This is a genomic window from Pseudocitrobacter cyperus (assembly GCF_039889165.1).
Classification (GTDB): Bacteria; Pseudomonadota; Gammaproteobacteria; order Enterobacterales; family Enterobacteriaceae; genus Pseudocitrobacter; species Pseudocitrobacter cyperus.
In genome coordinates this window covers 167,653-185,989 of record NZ_JAYMYY010000001.1, presented here as the reverse complement: position 1 = coordinate 185,989, position 18,337 = coordinate 167,653, and the positions used below count along the sequence as shown (strand labels likewise).

Sequence of the window (18,337 nt, the reverse complement as noted above, 5' to 3'; positions counted from 1 at the left end):
CAGGAGCCATTTTTCATTGGGTATTAGTGACTGGTGCGTTTATCGCGGCGGCAACGTTTATCATAGTGACGTACCCACCAGTATCGGTCACAGACCTGTTCGTGTCCGCCGACACGCGCCCCGGCAAGCCAGAGAATTGCGCCAATAAAGATGCTTAATACTGCACCGTGCGCAAAAAACTGCGGCAAATTGAACTGTGGCAACTGGTTTAAAATAGAATAGCCAACACCGCCGACCATTACGACCAGGCCCAGACCCATGAGCACATTACCGAGTAACGAAGCGTTTTTACGTTTCATATGTCACCTCCGAGCTTTTGGGCGTAAGGGAATATCCCTTCTCCTTGTGTGTAAAGTATAGACACCACTTTTGGCAATTTGTGCGATGGCGATCGCAATTACGAACATTAACGCAACATAACTTTACATTTAAGTTACTGAAATACATCAATTCCGAATGGTAACAGTGATGAACTATTTGGTTTATGCCCCTTTGGACGCTTATTTTTGTCAAGTGCGCCATCACCACGTAAACTACGCGCCAGAAATACGACCTGTGCAGGAATAATAACGTGACGATTAAACTGATTGTCGGCCTGGCTAACCCCGGCGCAGAGTATGCTGCGACGCGCCATAACGCGGGTGCCTGGTATGTCGATTTGCTGGCGGAACGCGCGCGCGCGCCGCTGAAAGAAGAGAGTAAATTTTTTGGTTACACCTCGCGCATTAATCTGGCGGGAGAAGATGTTCGCCTGCTGGTGCCGACGACCTTTATGAACCTGAGCGGCAAAGCTGTGGCAGCACTGGCTACCTTCTATCGTATTAATCCGGATGAAATTCTGGTGGCGCACGATGAACTCGACCTGCCGCCAGGCGTTGCAAAATTCAAGCTCGGCGGTGGCCACGGTGGCCACAATGGCCTGAAAGATATCATCAGTAAACTGGGCAATAACCCCAATTTTCATCGCTTACGCATCGGAATCGGCCATCCGGGCGATAAAAACAAAGTTGTCGGGTTTGTGCTTGGCAAACCGCCAACCTCCGAACAGAAGCTTATCGACGAAGCGGTGGACGAAGCGGCGCGCTGTACTGAAATCTGGCTAAAGGATGGTTTAACAAAAGCCACCAACCGTTTGCATGCCTTTAAGGCGCAATAACCGTTGAACAGCGGCATTTTTGCCGTATGCCGTGTATAATAGGCAGAGTTATTTACTTTTCTGATACCTGTTATCTATAACAGGTTGATTATCAAGATATTAAGGTGATTTAAACATGGGATTTAAATGCGGTATCGTCGGTTTGCCTAACGTTGGCAAATCCACCCTGTTCAATGCGCTCACGAAAGCTGGTATTGAAGCGGCGAACTTCCCGTTCTGTACCATTGAGCCGAACACCGGTGTTGTACCCATGCCCGACCCGCGTCTGGACCAACTGGCTGAAATCGTCAAACCCCAGCGCATCCTCCCGACCACAATGGAATTTGTTGACATCGCGGGGCTGGTAAAAGGGGCTTCCAAAGGTGAAGGCCTGGGTAACCAGTTCCTGACCAACATCCGCGAGACCGAAGCCATCGGCCACGTAGTGCGCTGCTTCGAAAACGACAATATCATTCACGTCTCCGGCAAAGTTGACCCGGCAGAAGATATCGACGTCATCAACACTGAGCTGGCGCTCTCTGACCTCGACACCTGCGAGCGCGCAATCCACCGCGTACAGAAGAAAGCAAAAGGTGGTGACAAAGACGCTAAAGCTGAACTGGCTGCGCTGGAAAAATGCCTGCCGCATCTGGAAAACGCTGGCATGCTGCGCGCGCTGGATCTGACTGACGAAGACAAAGCCGCCATCCGCTACCTGAGCTTCCTGACGCTGAAGCCAACCATGTACATCGCCAACGTTAATGAAGACGGTTTCGAGAACAACCCATACCTCGACAAAGTGCGTGAAATCGCTGCTGCTGAAGGTTCTGTGGTCGTTCCGGTTTGTGCCGCCGTTGAATCCGATATCGCCGAACTCGACGATGAAGAGCGTGATGAGTTCATGCAGGAACTGGGTCTTGAAGAACCGGGGCTGAATCGCGTGATCCGCGCAGGTTACGCCCTGCTCAACCTGCAAACCTACTTCACCGCTGGCGTAAAAGAAGTTCGTGCATGGACAATTCCAGTTGGCGCAACCGCACCGCAGGCAGCCGGTAAAATCCACACTGACTTCGAAAAAGGGTTTATCCGCGCACAAACCATCGCATTTGAAGATTTCATCACCTACAAAGGCGAACAAGGCGCGAAAGAAGCCGGTAAAATGCGTGCTGAAGGGAAAGATTACATCGTTAAAGATGGCGATGTGATGAACTTCTTGTTCAACGTCTAAATAAAATCTGTTGACTCATGAGGTTTCACTGAATCTCATAACGACGGTAAAACCCTATAAAATCCACGCAATTGCGTGGATTTTTCATTTCACGATGTCTTAATTCATCGTGTAACAATGTAAGCACACCATTTACAGAACAGTAGATTGAAGCTGTCAGAGACTGGCCTTCATTGGGACAAGGAAACCATAAAAAATCCGCTTTCAACGTTGCATACTTTTATGTGAAAAAGCGGCGACCGCTGACATCAGGGAAAATTATTAAGAACATCCGCATTAATTAAACATTTTATTAAAAAAGGAGGAATGCCATGAGCCTATTAACCGGTATAGCAATTGGTGCGTTGGCTGTATGTGTCTGGCAGGTTATTCAACTTACCCGCCGAGTGGAGAGATTAGAGGATATACAAAATAAAGCATCAGCATTGCAGATTAGTCAATTGTCAACACCTTCACCGACAAATGATGATTTGTCTGGCTAATTAAATTATATCATTTAGTACACATACTTTATTAAAGAAGGATTTCATTCAATAAGTTAATAGGGTTTTGTAATCATGAAAGTATTCCCTGCTTTATCATTCCTGACACTATTCATATTAGCAGGCTGCGATGCCAGCACACCGAAGTGTAATAGTGACGACGCTCGTGAGCTGGTCATTAACATTGCTCATGAGAATTACGGACGAAAAAATTTATATAATGCTTTGGTAAGACTCGGACTCCCTGTCGGCACTAAATTTAGCGAAGTTCAATTTTCAGTAATAAATACCAGAACAACCCGACATGACCCACAACTAGACATTCATCAATGCGCGGCTGATTTAGAACTTACACATAGTGCAGCTAGAGAAACAAGAAGTATCCCAATTACCTATCAGATACAGAAAACAGATGATGGTGATAACCAGTTTTATATTAACGTTTACGGGTTGTGATTTTCTCGACTGCTTAAGCTCAGGAAAAATAAATCATAAGAGCAATTATGAATAAAGTTAATCGAGTGATGAAAAAACATGAGCAACAAGAACCGCTGATAACCGCCGTCAGAGAATGGGTAATACAAAAACAACTAACGAGGGTCACTCTAGCAGAGATATCCATTTCCAAAATACAGAGGCAGTTTCATATTGGTTATAATCGTGCTTCAGGAATCCACGAAATGCTGGAAGCTGAAATTAATACAAAAATTTCCATTATTGAGGAACACTTTACATAACTCAGAGGTAGTGTTGGGAGAGTCATCTCCCAACATTATATTATATTATATTATATTATATTATATTATATTATATTATATTATATTATATTATATTATATTATATTATATTATATTATATATATGCTATTTTTTATAATTGCATTCCTCAACTTTAAAAATAACTTCATCACCAACTTTTTTTGCAGAAATAATTCTATCATCATTTATAAACAATGATTTAGTACCACTATCAAGATCGCATGGGCTTTTCGAATACATCTCAAATGTATATATCAGGTTCTCAGAAAATTTTGATAACTTCTTTTCGTACCAAGACATAGTATTCTGTGATATTCCATAAATGAAAACAAAAAATATGCCAAAACTAAAAACCTTGATTAGAATTGTGGATTTCTTTAGATAAATATCATCTTTTTCACTTTTGAAGGGAAATAAAAAATTATTTACTTTAGCATCCGATAATAAAAAATATAGAATTGTAAAAGGGAAAACAATTAAGGCTAAGATATAATATAGAAACAAAGCAATTAAAGCCGTAATGAATGGAATGGTTAAAATAGAAATAATAATTAATGCATGAGGAAAATTAGAAGGCTCAACCCCGCTAACATCATTTAATATGATCCCAGCAATAGATATAGAAAAATTAGTCCCGACAACCAATATTATAGTTAACAATGCTTTCCCTATAATATTTTCATATATTCTTTTATATAAAAGAATAGCATCATATGCCAATGCAATGCACCAAAATACAATAGCCAATAAGAATGTAGACCTGAATATTTGACCATAACTCAATACAAGAAATATTACGTATGTATAGATAAATAATAAAATATAATTTAAATGCAATTTTTGACTAACATTCAAACGAGAATAAAAACACTTAACCCATTCTATCAATAAATCTTTTTTCAATCTCTCCACCTTAATATCCATATAGTTCACAGATAGTTAATTATGCTCTCTCAGCTGCCTCTAACCATGTATTCACCCCATCAACACCTAAAGCCAACATAGTGTCTTGCAAAGCAACTACCCGATGTAGTATTTCTCCGCCATCCGACTCTTCCTGCTCTTCTGCTTGTGCAAATAAACGGGTCAATAACTGCATTAAATTATTATTATGGTCATGCAAATAGGCTTTTGTTGTACGAACATATTCAAGGTAAATCTCCGTAGCCTTCAATGCATACAAAGGATCTATGTATGAAACAATATTTAGCCATGCGCCGAAATCGAATAAGCCAATTCTCGATGCTTCAGAACTCGTAGATACTAATGAAAAATAACGCTCTAACATTTGCATAGGTAAAATAATAACAGGTTCCTTTTCTCTAAAAATGCTACCCATCGACCCTATTAATGTTGAGGCATATTGATTATCATCACTTAACGCAGTGGACAAACCAGCAAGACATAAATCCTGATGCCGTTGAAAATTCTCACGATGTGTCCAAACATCGACAGCACCTTCCCATGCATCACTATCACTTAATTCTTTTAATTGTTTGATAAAGTCACAATTTTCTATTTTTTCTGACAATACGGCTAATGCAGATATTCTTCCCCATGCTTGCAATCCATCTTTAATACTTTCAGATACAATCTTATTTAACCATGGGGAAACTCTGTCAAACTCATGATGATAGGTATAATAGAGACAACGTTCTGCCATATCCCAAAGTCCTTCACTACCTTTCCGCATTATTAATTCAAAAATCCCCCAACCAACCTCAGGTAAAATATGCTGTAAATGAGGTAAACGGCGTAATACTACAGCCCTCACCGCAGGATGATCGTTAGTAGCAAATTGATGTAGTGTCGGTAACAGTAATTCAGGCCAAGAGATATGTTCTTCGTATAATTTTATTGCCATAACCATAAGAGCATCAGCGATATGCCCTCGAATCATATTAATACCTATACCAATAAAAGTGACACCATCTCCTGAGATAGGATCTCTTTCTTCCACTGCTAAATAGGGAATAGATAAAAAAGTTATTCTTTTCGCATTATTGATATCTTTTACTACATGTGAGCATCCTTGTAGCACTTCAGAAGCAGAGCGGTTTTGCCTCCAATAAACAGTATGTCGCTCTAATTCATCTAAAGTATTGCTAACTAAAACATCAATATTAGGTTCATTAATCGGTTTCCAGTCATTATTTGGGCGAAGGTTTCCATAACGATAATTCAAATAATGTGCAATACCATCCATAATATGATTTCGGAACTCTTCATTTATATCCTGCCAGTAAGAAGATAAAAAACTCAAAAATCGTAATGGATCCCTTGAAGATGCCTCACTCAGTTGTTGAGCAACTTGCTCCTCTCCACCAATTAACATGTCGCTAAATGAGTCTCGCCTATACCCATTATAGTGCTCAAGAAGACTGAGAACGCCTTCATTACTGAGCTCATTAAAAACTTCATATGAGAACGGAGCTCTTACAATTCCGCACCACCCATTAACATCTGGTTTATGTTCAAGTGGCCAGTTTGAACGGATATATTCATCTAAAATACTTACACATGACGGTGAACGTAAATAGCACGGTATACAAATAATAAACTTAACCTGATCTTTAAGCATATATTGCCTATACTCAGGGAGATCAGCATATCTCTGAGAAAGAGCAAGTATTATAATCTGTATTGCGTCTTGGGATTCTGAACTCAAATGGATAAAAACTTTCTGAACTAAAGTTCCCAATTCATATGAAAGCTCAGACTCTAATAAATCTGCTTTCTACAGCAAACGAGAGGATATGTCAAGATTAGTTAGCGGAGAATTAATACATGCTAACAATGCAAAGTAACGAAGTGAACCTTCTAGATTAAAACATAAACGCTCACGATTGTTTTGCCACCACTCAGAATTGATATTAGCATGATGAATAATAGCTACTTCTAAAGCATCCATCAGGACACGTTGACTATCTTTATGCTCAAAATCCCTCATTCTGCGATCATCAAAATGAGAAGTTCCACTTAGAAAACCACTTCGATAATTATTTTCTTCTTCATATCGAGAACTTCGTACTTTGCTCCACTGTTCAATTGTCGATATAGCCAGCTCTAACAAAGTAACAGAATTAATCATTTTATTTGAAAGAAATTTATTATCCTTATCACCAAATTCGTGTGGTCGGCACTTAAGCTTATTTCCAAAACGATAGGATAGAATGTCTTCATCTTTAACATCAGCAATGATGTAATCCCAAAGCACCGCATCATCTATACCCCCTACAGCAACACAACGAGCAAGGGCTCTACCTAAAAAGCTATATTCTTCCTGTGGAAATTTAAATAGCTCCAGCAATAGAGGAGACATCAAATATGCATGTTCTTCCTTTATGTTCGATATGGAAACAGCAATCTTACTGATCAATTGTGACTTATCTATCCAATCAGATCTTAATATTCCCATCCAAAAATCAACGACACCTGATGGATCTAAATTTAACCAATGCGCTATACGGTAAGTATGAATTCCTATACCATCAACATCACGCGTAGTTTTTAAAACCGGAACAAGATTCCTTAGCCAAAAATAATGCCATTCAACTTGTGAAGCTTTACTATAAATAACTTGGAAAACATCTCGATGCGTGTTACGTAAATCACGTAACATTGGCCAATCATCATCTTGAGGTAATTGCTCAGCAAAACATTCGGCGACTAGGCGACGTATATGAAAAGCATAAGTTCCGGTAAGCACCGTTCGTAACTGTTTTCTAAACTCTTGTCTTCCTTCATTGACAAGCTGTGCAATAAAGCTACGAATAGATGGGCGGACAAAAGGTACTGGTGGGAGATCCTTTATAAAATCATTTAAAGTCAATCCATGACGAATAGCTCTACTAATAACTAATACATCAAGTAACGTTTGATGCCCAAATGTTAATTTATTATCCTCAGTTTCATGCAAAACATTATGACTAAGTAACATTCTACGAATGTCATCTGAAGCAGTAAATCGTTGAGTTGGTATCGACAGGCTACGAAGCTTTAACATTTCCGTGGCCATATTTTCAAGTGCTATTTTCCCTTCATCACCTAGCGATGGATTCGTCAACATAATTGAATCAATATAGCGTTGAGCTAACGCCTGGCTAGTCACTATATTAAAACTACCATCTCTTTGAGCAAGATTTATAAATAGAGCTAACTCACGTGGATTGCTAATTAAATGTCGCGTTGTGTTATCAATAGCTGATGAGTCGATTGAGAGTTTTTCAAGCAACGGCATGATTTCACCTTCCCAATCTAATGCCTGGCACTTAAACTCCTTATCCCATGAGCGCTGAGATATACGTCTATCGTAATGTCTATCAAACTCTCTGCAAGCCGTAATAACGGTAACATTTGGAATTAATAACAGCTGATCTATTTGAGCTAAAAAATACGTTAGCACCGTATGTTCTCGAGCTATAGCAAGCACATCAAGTGAATCAATTATGACTATTACATGATAGCTGTCAGCTACACGCGCAATCTTTTCAATCCATAGCTCATCTAACCCTAGAGATTGCCGTTCCTGTGCAGTTTCTAAATCAGCAAACTCTCGCGATTGAATAAATAGCGGTAACATAGCACTATCAGATTGCGCTAATTGCTCTAATTTCTCCTGCAATTCAAGTAGAATACACGTTTTCCCTGAACCCGGCCCTCCAGTCACTAATATGGAATGGCTCTTGTTTTCGATAGCCTCAATTAATTCACTAACTAAAAGAGTGTCAATGCGATGACCACCAATATCTCTTTGCCACGAACGACCAATCGATGATGTTTTTCTGAATGAATTAAAAATAGATTGAATGTCTGTTGGAGGAGAAATAACACAACCTGACTGAGAAAGAAGATTTATAAGGTCGATTTTGGTTAAACGCGAGCAAGATGACAGTTTATTATCTTGCGTATCAGCAACTCGCATCCCTTGGTAATCAAGGCAAGTCCAAAGTGAATTAAAAGCTGCAACAGAATTACTCACCAAATATTGTAAGCGCTCTTCTAGTGTTTCTCTCATTCGCTCATGAATATCGCTAGTAACAAATTTTGTTCTGGATAAAAGCTCATAACTATTAAAATTAGAAGATATTTTTGCAATTAATTCACTGAGCTTTCTATTTGTCGCCTCATGTACCTTTGTCTCTTTTAAAGCAGCATGATAGGCACTTTCATCTGGAAAATTAGTACTAAACTCTTGTAAAGCTGCCAGTTCACCAAAAGGGGTACGGGAGTAGAATCTGACTGTCGTAGTAGGATCTTGTATAAGCGTTTTAATGGCCTTATCTAGCTCATCATTAAGATCGGTGAACGACCACGCTCGAAATCCTGTTTGATTTTTTTTGCACTGACAACAAATTATTGTACCGTCAGTCCGCCCTATCACAACGTCATCAACCAGCCATTTCACTGAATCTGTCTCTAACCATTGATAGTCAGGATTGGATAACACGGTCAAAGCCCACTCAAACGCTACCAACGTTTGATATCCATCCCCCCTATTAGATTGAATACCAGCTTTACTCAATTGATAGCTCCTTCTGACAGTGAATAGCGTTAGTCGCCCTATACAAGAATCTTTGTCCTATACAGCTAGTTACTAACTTGAGTGCTTGTACATGGTATGATTTTTGAGCATAGAACCATACTATAAACGATACATTCGCACTAATAAAACAATAAGTTAAGCTAAAGTAACTTATGAAGGGCAGCGATAAAAGATATGCTCTTGGTAAAAAGAACAGATGAACAGGAGCTGTGATAACTAACCTCAGTTAACAGCACCAACCAAAGTGAGTACAGAAATGAGTATAAAAATGAAAAATATAAATAAAATAATTAAATATCAACAAAATAAATATGAAATCACAGTTTAACGTCTAATGTAACCCATTGGTTTGTCTGTTCTTAGCAAACGACAAACCGCTACGTTGAATAATTCACACTCAGAGGGGATACCGCAGTATCCCCTTATTTTATCTGTAACGAACTCAGTAAAACCAAACCCTCCCCCTTCCTCTGAACATCTCCTTCGCTACGGCCAACGAGTCAGGAAACTTGTGTTGCAGCAGTCAGTTAAGCAATAATGATTCTCATTAACATATTTTCCCCGATAATCTTTGATAGTCCCTTTCCGTTTCAAAGGATATGAAAATGATCTTTCGCTTTACAACGCTACGCCGCATCCCGGGCGGTGTATGGATAATCGGTTTTGTCAGTTTACTCATGGATATTTCTTCAGAAATGATCCACAGCCTGCTGCCACTCTTTATGGCAACCGCTCTGGGGACGCCGGTTGTCATCATCGGGCTTATTGAAGGCCTGGCTGAAGCCACCGCACTCTGCGTTAAGGTGTTTTCGGGCGTCATCAGTGATTACATCGGCAAACGTAAAAAACTGGCCGTCATTGGTTACGGCCTCGGCGCACTCAGCAAACCGTTGTTCGCAATTGCCTCAACCTCCGGAATGATTTTCAGCGCCCGCATCATCGACCGTATAGGCAAAGGCGTTCGCGGCGCACCGCGCGACGCGCTGGTTGCCGACGTGACTCCGCCGGAGATCAGAGGCGCGGCTTACGGTCTGCGTCAGACGCTGGATACCATGGGCGCATTTCTCGGGCCGCTTCTGGCCGTTGGGCTGATGCTGCTCTGGAGCAATGATTTTCGGGCTGTGTACTGGGTTGCCGTCATCCCGGCATTTCTGGCCGTCGCCCTGTTATTCTTCGGCTTACATGAGCCCCGCACACCCGTTGCAACCGTCAGAACGAATCCGGTTAAGAAAGAAAATCTGAAAAGGCTCGGTGCTGAATGTTGGTTCGTTATCGCACTGGGAGGTGTCTTCACCCTTGCCCGCTTCAGCGAAGCTTTTCTGGTACTCAGGGCACAGGAAGTTGACATACCTCTTGCCTTGATCCCTCTGGTGATGGTCGCCATGAATCTGGTCTTTTCTTTTACGGCTTATCCTTTCGGTAAGCTATCAGACCGCCTCAGTCACCGGAAATTACTGCAAGCAGGTCTTTTGGTATTGATTGCCGCCGACGTGGTACTCGCGACGAGTGACAGTTGGCAAGGCATTATTGTTGGCGTGGCGCTTTGGGGCGTTCATATGGGGATGACGCAAGGGCTACTGAATACGATGATCGCACAGACAGCCCCGTCCGATCTCCGCGGAACAGCATTTGGCTTTTTCAGTTTACTGAGTGGTGCGGGAGTACTGATCGCAAGCCTGGGCGCGGGCTTGCTCTGGGATATATGGGGTTCATCCTCCACTTTCTTCGCCGGTGCCATTATTTGCGTTCTTACACTTATCCTGACGCGATTTGTCGCGGATAAAGCGCAATAATGCTGCGAAAAGTCCACGCTCTCACGTGGACTTTTTCCCTACTCCCCCAACACTCGCTGTATCTCCTGCAAAGCGCCAGGATCCTCAATCGTCGTTAAATCTCCAGGGTCTCTCCCTTCGCAGAGAGCCTGCATTGTGCGCCGGAGCATCTTTCCCGATCGCGTTTTTGGCAATTGTGAGACAAAGTAAATCCGCGCCGGGCGACCAAAGTGGCCTATCTGTTCCGCCACCCGGTGCTGAATGGCGGCTTCTTCATCCTGCGCCACGTCTCGCAACAGCAGGCTGTCGCCCTGCCTGGGGATGACAAACGCCACTGCCACCTGTCCTTTTATCGCATCTTTCACACCAACCACGGCAACCTCGGCGACATTCCTGTGACCAGCGATACTCTCTTCAATTTCACGCGTGCCCAACCGATGCCCGGCAATATTAATCACGTCGTCGGTGCGCCCAAGAATAAAGTAATAGCCATCGTCGTCACGTATCCCCCAGTCGAAGGTCGCATACACCGGGCGATCAAATAGCGACCAGTACGTATTTACAAATCGCGTGTCGTCCCCCCAGATAGTCTGAATGCAGCCCGGCGGCAATGGCCCCTCAATCACCACCATCCCCTTTTCATTCGCACCGCACTCCGCGCCGCTATGTTCGTTGAGCAGTTTGACGTGATAACCAAACATCGGCACGCCAGGGCTGCCGGGGCGAGTCGGGCGATCGCTCAGTTGGCGGGCAATCGCCATAATCGGCCAGCCGGATTCAGTCTGCCAGTAGTTATCGATGACCGGGACACCTAACGTTTCCGTCACCCAACTGGCCGTGGGTTCATCCAACGGTTCTCCTGCGAGATAGAGCACCTCCAGCGAAGAAATATCGTGGTTGCGGATCTGTGCGGTGGGGAATTTCTTCAATACCCGAATCGCCGTCGGCGCTGAGAACATCCGGCTAACCTGATATTTTTCGACGATCTTCCACCACACGCTGCAATCCGGCCAGGTCGGCGTCCCCTCGAATACCACCGTAGCCATCCCCGCCAGCAGCGGGGCATAAACGATGTAAGAATGACCCACCACCCAGCCAATATCTGAAGTGCAGAAAAAGACGCCACCCGCCCTGCCGCCAAAGATAGTGGCCATCGTCGTCGCCAGCGCCACGGCATAGCCGCCAACGTCGCGCTGTACGCCTTTTGGTTTGCCCGTGGTACCGGATGTGTAGAGAATGCAGGAGGTCTCACTCGCTTCAAGCCAGGCCACCGGTACCTGCGCCGTAAGATGCTGTTCGCGCAACGACGCGTAATCCACATCCCGCCCGGGCGTTCTCTGCATTGGCGCCAGGCCGCGCTCCACCAGCAGCACATGCCGCGGAGGATGCCCGGCGAGGTGAATAGCCTCATCAAGCAGCTTTTTATAGGGGATGACTTTTCCCCCACGCGAGCCACCATCTGCCGAAACGATCAGCACCGGGCGGGCGTCGTCAATACGAGTCGCCAGGCTGTGTGCGGCAAAACCGCCGAACACCACCGAATGAATCGCGCCAATCCGTGCGCAGGCCAGCAAAGTAATGTGCGCCTCGGCGATCATCGGCATATAGACCAATACCCGGTCGCCTCGCGTGACGCCAAGCGCCTGCAACATCGCGGCAGTCCGGTTAACCTCCGTATGCAGCTCGCGGAAAGTAAAAGTTCGCTCCTCACCCGTCTCGGCCGACACGGCAATCAGCGCCAGCGCATCCGGTTGAACCGACAGCCATCGGTCGATGGCGTTATGACAAAGGTTAGTGGTACCACCGCAAAACCAGCGCGCAAACGGCGGTTTGTCATAGTCAAGTGTGCGCGTAAACGGCGTTTGCCACTCTATACGGCGGGCCTGCTCACCCCAGAACCCGTCCGGGTCATTAATCGACTGCTGATAAAACGCTTCATAAGACATAGATGTCTCCTTCTGAACGGATCAGATGACGAACAGGTCAAGAAACTCGTTTACCGGCATCTGCTCCAGCCGCTGACGATCCAGGGAGACATCAAGAATGCGCTGCTGCTGACGCGACGGGAACTGACGCGCGAGGTTGGTTTTAAACTTCTCAATCAGGAGTGGGATCCCTTCTTCGCGACGGCGCGCATGACCAATGGGGTACTCGACCACCACTTCCTCAAAGCGGCTGCCATCGGAAAATTCGACGGTTAAGGCGTTGGCTATCGAGCGTTTTTGCGGATCGTGATAATCGCGGGTAAAAGTCGGATCTTCATGGCAGTGCGTTTTGGCACGCAGGATATCGATACGCGGATCGCAGGCAACATCCTCTTCATAATCCGCAGCGGTGAGGCGACCAAACAGAAGAGGGATCGCCACCATATACTGGATACAGTGGTCGCGGTCGGCCGGGTTATTCAGCGGCCCCTGTTTGTCGATAATGCGGATGCAGGCCTCATGCGTGCGGACAGTCACGCGTTCAATCTCCGCCGCCGTTTTCCCCGCCGCAACCATTTTGTGGTGCAAAGTCATCGCTGCCTCGACCGCCGTCTGAGAGTGAAACTCCGCCGGGAAGGAAATCTTGAACAGCACGTTCTCCATCACGTAGCTGCCATACGGACGCTGGAAGCGAAACACTTCACCTTTGAACGAGACATCATAGAAGCCCCAGGTTTTGGCCGTTAGCGCTGACGGGTAGCCCATCTCGCCAGTTTGTGCCATCAGTGCCAGCCTCACGGCGCGTGAAGTGGCGTCACCCGCCGCCCAGGATTTACGCGTACCGGTATTCGGCGCGTGGCGATAGGTTCGCAGCGCCTGCCCGTCCACCCACGCCAGTGAAACCGCATTTAAGATCTCATCGCGGCTCAGGCCGAGCATTTCAGCGATCACCGCCGTCGAGGCGACTTTCACCAGCAGGACGTGATCCAACCCGACTTTATTGAAAGCGTTTTCCAGTGCGATACAGCCCTGGATCTCATGCGCTTTGATCATCCCGCTCAGCACTTTTTGCATCGTCAGCGGCGCTTTACCTGCCGCCAGCGCAGTACGCGACAGCCAGTCTGCCACGGCCAGAATACCGCCGAGGTTATCAGAAGGATGCCCCCACTCCGCCGCAAGCCAGGTGTCATTAAAATCGAGCCAGCGGATCATGGCGCCAATATTAAACGCCGCCTGTACAGGATCGAGCTGGAACGACGTTCCCGGCACCTTCGCGCCGTTTGGTACCACCGTACCTGGCACAATTGGCCCCATCAATTTTTTACAGGCCGGATACTCCAGCGCTTCCAGCCCGCAGCCCAGCGTATCCAGCAGGCAGTAGTGTGCGGTGTTCCAGGCCACCGGAGAATCGATGCGGTAGTTCATCACGTAGTCCACAATATCGACGATTTCCTGGTCGAAAGCTGGACGTTGATTGGTCATCGGCTGAGACATGTTATTTTTCCCGTATTTGTCATTATCAGAGGTAAGCAGGTGAATTACTGGCGCTGGTCAAGCGCGACGAAAGGCCTCTCTTCCGGCCCGGTATAGTTGGCTGACGGGCGGATGATTTTATTGTCCTGACGCTGTTCAATAATGTGCGCCGACCAGCCCGTCACGCGCGCCATAACAAACAGCGGCGTGAACATCGCCGTCGGGACGCCCATCATGTTGTAAGAAACCGCTGAGAACCAGTCGAGGTTGGGGAACATCTTTTTGGTTTCCCACATCACCGTTTCAAGGCGGTCGGCAATGTCATACATCTTCAGCGAACCCGCTTCGCGGGAAAGCTGATGTGCGATGGTTTTGATCACCTGATGACGAGGGTCTGAAATCGTATATACCGGATGACCAAAGCCGATCACCACCTCTTTATTTTCAATACGGCGGCGAATATCCTGTTCCGCTTCGTCCGGCGTTTCATAGCGCTGTTGAATCTCGAGCGAGACCTCATTGGCTCCGCCGTGCTTTGGCCCGCGCAGCGCGCCAATACCACCGATAATCGCCGAATAGATATCTGAGCCGGTTCCGGCAATCACTCTGGAAGCAAATGTCGAGGCGTTGAACTCATGTTCGGCATAAAGGATGAGCGACGCATGCATCGCTTTTACCTGGCTCGCCGACGGTTTATGGCCGTGCAGCAGGTGCAAAAAATGGCCGCCGATAGAGTCGTCATCGGTTTCCGGCTGGATGCGTTCCCCGTTGTGGCTGTAGTGGTACCAGTAGAGAAGAATCGACCCCAGCGAGGCCAGCAACTTGTCGGCGATATCACGCGCGCCGGATACCGTATGCTCCTCCTTTTCTGGCAGCGTGCAGCCGAGGGCCGATACGCCAGTGCGCAGCACATCCATCGGATGCGACGCCGCAGGCAATGCTTCCAGCACAATACGCACATTGGCGGGCAGGCCGCGCAGCGCCTTCAGGCGTGTTTTGTAGGCATGCAGTTCATCACGGTTCGGCAGCTTGCCGTGGATCAGCAGATACGCCACCTCTTCAAACTCGCAGTGCTTCGCGAGGTCGAGAATGTCATAGCCGCGGTAGTGCAGATCGTTGCCGCTCTTGCCTACGGAGCAGAGGGCGGTATTTCCGGCAGGCACACCGGAGAGCGCCACGGATTTTTTCGTTTTTGTGGCAGTCGTGTTTTGCAAAATGGTCGCTTCGCTCATACTGGCCTCGTCTTATTATGGATGTGTAGGGTAAAACCGATTACTTGCCGCGTTTGCTGGCAAACAGGGCGTCGAGTTTCTCTTCAAACTGGTAGTAGTTGATGCTTTCGTAGAGTTCATTGCGGGTTTGCATGATGTCGGTAACGCCCTTTTGCGTTCCTTCCTGACGCAGCACGTTGTAGACCCGTTCCGCGGCGCGATTCATGGCGCGAAACGCCGACAGCGGATAGAGCGCCATCGCCACATGCGCACTGTGCAGTTCGTCGGTGGTGAACAGCGGCGTGGCGCCAAACTCGGTGATATTGGCAAGAATCGGCACCTCTACGGCGTCGGCGAACTGGCGATACATCGACAGTTCGGTAATAGCTTCGGGGAAAAGCATGTCCGCCCCGGCTTCGATATAGGCGCGGGCGCGTTCGATAGCGGCCTCCAGCCCCTCCACCGCCAGCGCATCGGTTCGCGCCATAATCACGAAATCCGGGTCGGTGCGGGCATCCACAGCGGCTTTAATGCGATCGACCATCTCTTGTGTGGATACAATCTCTTTATTCGGGCGATGACCGCAGCGTTTTGCGCCCACCTGGTCTTCAATATGTAACCCTGCCGCCCCCGCTTTAATCACCGATTTTACGGTGCGTGCTACATTAAACGCCGACGCGCCAAAACCGCTGTCGACATCCACTAACAACGGCAACGAACAGACGTCGGTGATACGACGGATATCCGTCAACACATCATCCAGCCCGGTGATACCTAAATCTGGCAGGCCGAGGGAACCCGCCGCCACGCCGCCACCGGAAAGATAAATCGCCTGAAACCCGGCGCGTTGTGCCAGTAGCGCGTGGTTGGCGTTAATGGTACCCACGATTTGCAGCGGTGTTTCTTTACTCAGTGCCTGACGAAACGCCAGCCCCGGTGATTGAATACCCATGCACCCTCCGATTGTTATTTAAATGTTGTTTTGATTTAACAACTAAATAGCAAGCGGTGTGCCAGGACAGCCGCGCAGGTTCACAAAACAGTAGAAATCATCAAATAACCCACAAAAACAGCATGTTAAAAATCACCCCGAGGCCGTAATTCCCCTTCAAAGGATTAAAGCGCTTCAGCTAACGTTTCAGAGCATGTTTCAACCGCAATCTTTGAAACATCGCTGAAACACAACTACAACAGATCAGGTCTCTTCAACGCAGGTTAGCCGCCATGACCGACAACTTTAGCCAGCCAGCAGGCACAAAACCGGTTATCTGGACAGTCTCCGTCACGCGTCTGTTTGATCTGTTTCGCGATATCAGCCTGGAGTTTGACCATCTGGCGACTATTACCCCTATTCAGCTTGGGTTCGAAAAGGCGGTGCAGTACATCCGCCAGAAACTCGCCACCGAACACTGCGACGCTATCATTGCCGCAGGCTCTAACGGCGCGTATCTGAAAAGTCGCCTTTCTGTCCCGGTTATTCTGATTCGCCCGGGAGGCTTCGACCTGCTACAGGCGCTGGGAAAAGCACGCCGCGTTGGCAACAGAATTGGCGTCATTACCTACAAAACGCCCCTTCCTGCGCTCCAGGAGTTTCAGAAAAGTTTCCAGCTACCGCTCGATCAACGCAGCTACGTTACTGAAGAGGATGCCCGCAGCCAGCTTAACGAACTCAAAGCCGCCGGCATCAACGTTGTGGTTGGCGCGGGGCTGGTGACGGAACTGGCGGAAGAAGCCGGGATGACGGCGGTGTTTCTCTACTCTGCCGCCACGGTGCGCCAGGCATTCAGCGACGCGCTGGAGATGACGCGCATGGCGCTTACAGCCGCTCCGCGAAGCCACGAGCGCCTCGACACGTTGCGCGCCCGCTACGGGCTGGGCGATCTGATCGGTGAATCAGCGGCTATGGAACAGGTGCGGCGCTCCATCCTGCTCTATGCCCGCTCCCCGGCGGCAGTATTAATCGAGGGAGAAACCGGCACCGGGAAAGAGCTGGCGGCACAGGCACTGCATCAGGAGTACTTTGCCCGCCAGGGCCGACGCCGCCAGCCGCCCTTTGTCGCCATCAACTGCGGGGCGATTGCCGAGTCCTTACTGGAAGCGGAACTGTTTGGCTATGAAGAAGGCGCGTTTACCGGTTCACGACGCGGCGGGCGCAGTGGTTTACTGGAAACCGCCAACGGCGGCACACTGTTTCTGGATGAAATAGGCGAAATGCCGCTGCATCTGCAAACCCGGCTATTGCGTGTACTGGAAGAAAAACGCGTCACCCGGGTCGGCGGGCAGCAGCCACTGGCGGTGGAATTTCGCGTAATCAGCGCCACCCACTGCGATCTGCGACAGGCTATCGCTGACGGTCGATTTCGCGCCGATCTCTTTTTCCGTCTCAGCGCGCTGCGTCTGCGTATTCCTGCGCTGCGTGAACGCGGTGAGGATATCGCCCTGCTGGCGCGACGCTACTTAACGCAATCGCTGGCAGCGCTGGATTCGCCGCTAAACGACATGCTGCAACATCGCATCGCCCACTGCCTGCCGCCGCTGCTTCGCTACCCCTGGCCGGGAAATATCCGGGAATTGCGTAACATCACCGAACGACTGGCGCTGTTATTAAGCAGCGAAATACTCAGCGATGAGCGCGATCTCCCGGCTCTGCTTCCGGAATTATTCGCAGCGGATAGCCCACCCGCCAGTATGCAATCAGCCAGCGATGTGCTGGCACAGTTCGGCGGCGATCGCGCGGCAGCAGCCCGCTATCTGGGCGTCAGCCGCACCACATTCTGGCGACGGCTGAAAGCGGGCTCATGATGAGTC

15 protein-coding genes are annotated in these 18,337 nt (G+C 47.5%); 7 read left to right on the top strand and 8 right to left on the bottom strand.

The window, feature by feature from the left end; all coding sequences use genetic code 11:
- Positions 1 to 23: 23 nt before the first annotated feature.
- Positions 24 to 299 (bottom strand): stress-induced protein YchH, encoded by a 276-nt coding sequence (gene ychH / locus VSR74_RS00920; RefSeq protein ID WP_108475377.1) that lies wholly within the window; start codon positions 297 to 299, stop codon positions 24 to 26.
- Between the two features lie 272 nt (positions 300 to 571).
- Between ychH and pth the strand changes: the two genes are divergently transcribed.
- The 5 genes from pth to VSR74_RS00895 all read left to right on the top strand — a co-directional run bounded on the left by pth (position 572) and on the right by VSR74_RS00895 (position 3,582).
- Positions 572 to 1,156, top strand: coding sequence for an aminoacyl-tRNA hydrolase (gene pth / locus VSR74_RS00915; RefSeq protein ID WP_347792956.1), 585 nt, complete (start codon positions 572 to 574; stop codon positions 1,154 to 1,156).
- Between the two features lie 115 nt (positions 1,157 to 1,271).
- Entirely contained in the window at positions 1,272 to 2,363 is a 1,092-nt protein-coding gene (ychF, locus tag VSR74_RS00910; RefSeq protein WP_347792955.1) for a redox-regulated ATPase YchF, read from the top strand.
- Positions 2,364 to 2,674: 311 nt separating this feature from the next.
- A complete protein-coding gene (locus tag VSR74_RS00905) occupies positions 2,675 to 2,845 on the top strand; it encodes a hypothetical protein (RefSeq protein WP_347792954.1) in 171 nt (56 codons plus the stop codon).
- A gap of 75 nt (positions 2,846 to 2,920) precedes the next feature.
- The gene (locus VSR74_RS00900; RefSeq protein WP_347792953.1) at positions 2,921 to 3,301 is read left to right on the top strand and encodes a hypothetical protein; all 381 of its coding nucleotides are present in this window, start codon (positions 2,921 to 2,923) and stop codon (positions 3,299 to 3,301) included.
- A gap of 47 nt (positions 3,302 to 3,348) precedes the next feature.
- The gene (locus tag VSR74_RS00895; protein WP_347792952.1) at positions 3,349 to 3,582 is read left to right on the top strand and encodes a DNA translocase FtsK; all 234 of its coding nucleotides are present in this window, start codon (positions 3,349 to 3,351) and stop codon (positions 3,580 to 3,582) included.
- A 126-nt stretch (positions 3,583 to 3,708) separates the two neighbouring features.
- On the opposite strand, the gene VSR74_RS00890 is transcribed toward VSR74_RS00895, so the two are convergent.
- The 3 genes from VSR74_RS00890 to VSR74_RS00880 all read right to left on the bottom strand — a co-directional run bounded on the left by VSR74_RS00890 (position 3,709) and on the right by VSR74_RS00880 (position 9,127).
- A complete protein-coding gene (locus tag VSR74_RS00890; RefSeq protein WP_347792951.1) occupies positions 3,709 to 4,506 on the bottom strand; it encodes a hypothetical protein in 798 nt (265 codons plus the stop codon).
- A gap of 40 nt (positions 4,507 to 4,546) precedes the next feature.
- On the bottom strand, positions 4,547 to 6,184 hold the full coding sequence (locus tag VSR74_RS00885; RefSeq protein ID WP_347792950.1) for a hypothetical protein: 1,638 nt from the start codon (positions 6,182 to 6,184) through the stop codon (positions 4,547 to 4,549).
- 156 nt (positions 6,185 to 6,340) lie between these two features.
- A complete protein-coding gene (locus VSR74_RS00880; protein WP_347792949.1) occupies positions 6,341 to 9,127 on the bottom strand; it encodes an AAA family ATPase in 2,787 nt (928 codons plus the stop codon).
- A 626-nt stretch (positions 9,128 to 9,753) separates the two neighbouring features.
- Here VSR74_RS00880 and VSR74_RS00875 point away from each other — a divergent pair.
- Positions 9,754 to 10,941, top strand: coding sequence for an MFS transporter (locus VSR74_RS00875; protein ID WP_347792948.1), 1,188 nt, complete (start codon positions 9,754 to 9,756; stop codon positions 10,939 to 10,941).
- Positions 10,942 to 10,979: 38 nt separating this feature from the next.
- Here VSR74_RS00875 and prpE read toward each other — a convergent pair whose 3' ends face one another.
- The 4 genes from prpE to prpB are packed head-to-tail and all read right to left on the bottom strand — an operon-like array spanning position 10,980 to position 16,481.
- A complete protein-coding gene (gene prpE, locus VSR74_RS00870; protein ID WP_347792947.1) occupies positions 10,980 to 12,866 on the bottom strand; it encodes a propionate--CoA ligase in 1,887 nt (628 codons plus the stop codon).
- A gap of 21 nt (positions 12,867 to 12,887) precedes the next feature.
- The gene (locus tag VSR74_RS00865; protein ID WP_347792946.1) at positions 12,888 to 14,339 is read right to left on the bottom strand and encodes a bifunctional 2-methylcitrate dehydratase/aconitate hydratase; all 1,452 of its coding nucleotides are present in this window, start codon (positions 14,337 to 14,339) and stop codon (positions 12,888 to 12,890) included.
- Between the two features lie 44 nt (positions 14,340 to 14,383).
- Complete coding sequence (gene prpC / locus VSR74_RS00860; protein WP_347792945.1) at positions 14,384 to 15,550, bottom strand: bifunctional 2-methylcitrate synthase/citrate synthase; 1,167 nt, start codon at positions 15,548 to 15,550, stop codon at positions 14,384 to 14,386.
- 40 nt (positions 15,551 to 15,590) lie between these two features.
- On the bottom strand, positions 15,591 to 16,481 hold the full coding sequence (prpB, locus tag VSR74_RS00855) for a methylisocitrate lyase (RefSeq protein WP_347792944.1): 891 nt from the start codon (positions 16,479 to 16,481) through the stop codon (positions 15,591 to 15,593).
- 272 nt (positions 16,482 to 16,753) lie between these two features.
- Between prpB and prpR the strand changes: the two genes are divergently transcribed.
- Positions 16,754 to 18,331: a propionate catabolism operon regulatory protein PrpR gene (gene prpR / locus VSR74_RS00850; protein ID WP_347792943.1), complete on the top strand. Its 1,578-nt coding sequence runs from the start codon at positions 16,754 to 16,756 to the stop codon at positions 18,329 to 18,331.
- Positions 18,332 to 18,337: the final 6 nt, after the last annotated feature.

Coding starts and splice junctions, on each gene's coding strand:
- VSR74_RS00895 (WP_347792952.1), top strand. CDS start 3,349: ATGAATAAAGTTAATCGAGTGATGAAAAAACATGAGCAACAAGAACCG.
- prpB (WP_347792944.1), bottom strand. CDS start 16,481: ATGGGTATTCAATCACCGGGGCTGGCGTTTCGTCAGGCACTGAGTAAA.
- ychH (WP_108475377.1), bottom strand. CDS start 299: ATGAAACGTAAAAACGCTTCGTTACTCGGTAATGTGCTCATGGGTCTG.
- VSR74_RS00885 (WP_347792950.1), bottom strand. CDS start 6,184: ATGCTTAAAGATCAGGTTAAGTTTATTATTTGTATACCGTGCTATTTA.
- VSR74_RS00865 (WP_347792946.1), bottom strand. CDS start 14,339: ATGTCTCAGCCGATGACCAATCAACGTCCAGCTTTCGACCAGGAAATC.
- prpC (WP_347792945.1), bottom strand. CDS start 15,550: ATGAGCGAAGCGACCATTTTGCAAAACACGACTGCCACAAAAACGAAA.
- VSR74_RS00875 (WP_347792948.1), top strand. CDS start 9,754: ATGATCTTTCGCTTTACAACGCTACGCCGCATCCCGGGCGGTGTATGG.
- VSR74_RS00905 (WP_347792954.1), top strand. CDS start 2,675: ATGAGCCTATTAACCGGTATAGCAATTGGTGCGTTGGCTGTATGTGTC.
- prpR (WP_347792943.1), top strand. CDS start 16,754: ATGACCGACAACTTTAGCCAGCCAGCAGGCACAAAACCGGTTATCTGG.
- VSR74_RS00900 (WP_347792953.1), top strand. CDS start 2,921: ATGAAAGTATTCCCTGCTTTATCATTCCTGACACTATTCATATTAGCA.
- prpE (WP_347792947.1), bottom strand. CDS start 12,866: ATGTCTTATGAAGCGTTTTATCAGCAGTCGATTAATGACCCGGACGGG.
- ychF (WP_347792955.1), top strand. CDS start 1,272: ATGGGATTTAAATGCGGTATCGTCGGTTTGCCTAACGTTGGCAAATCC.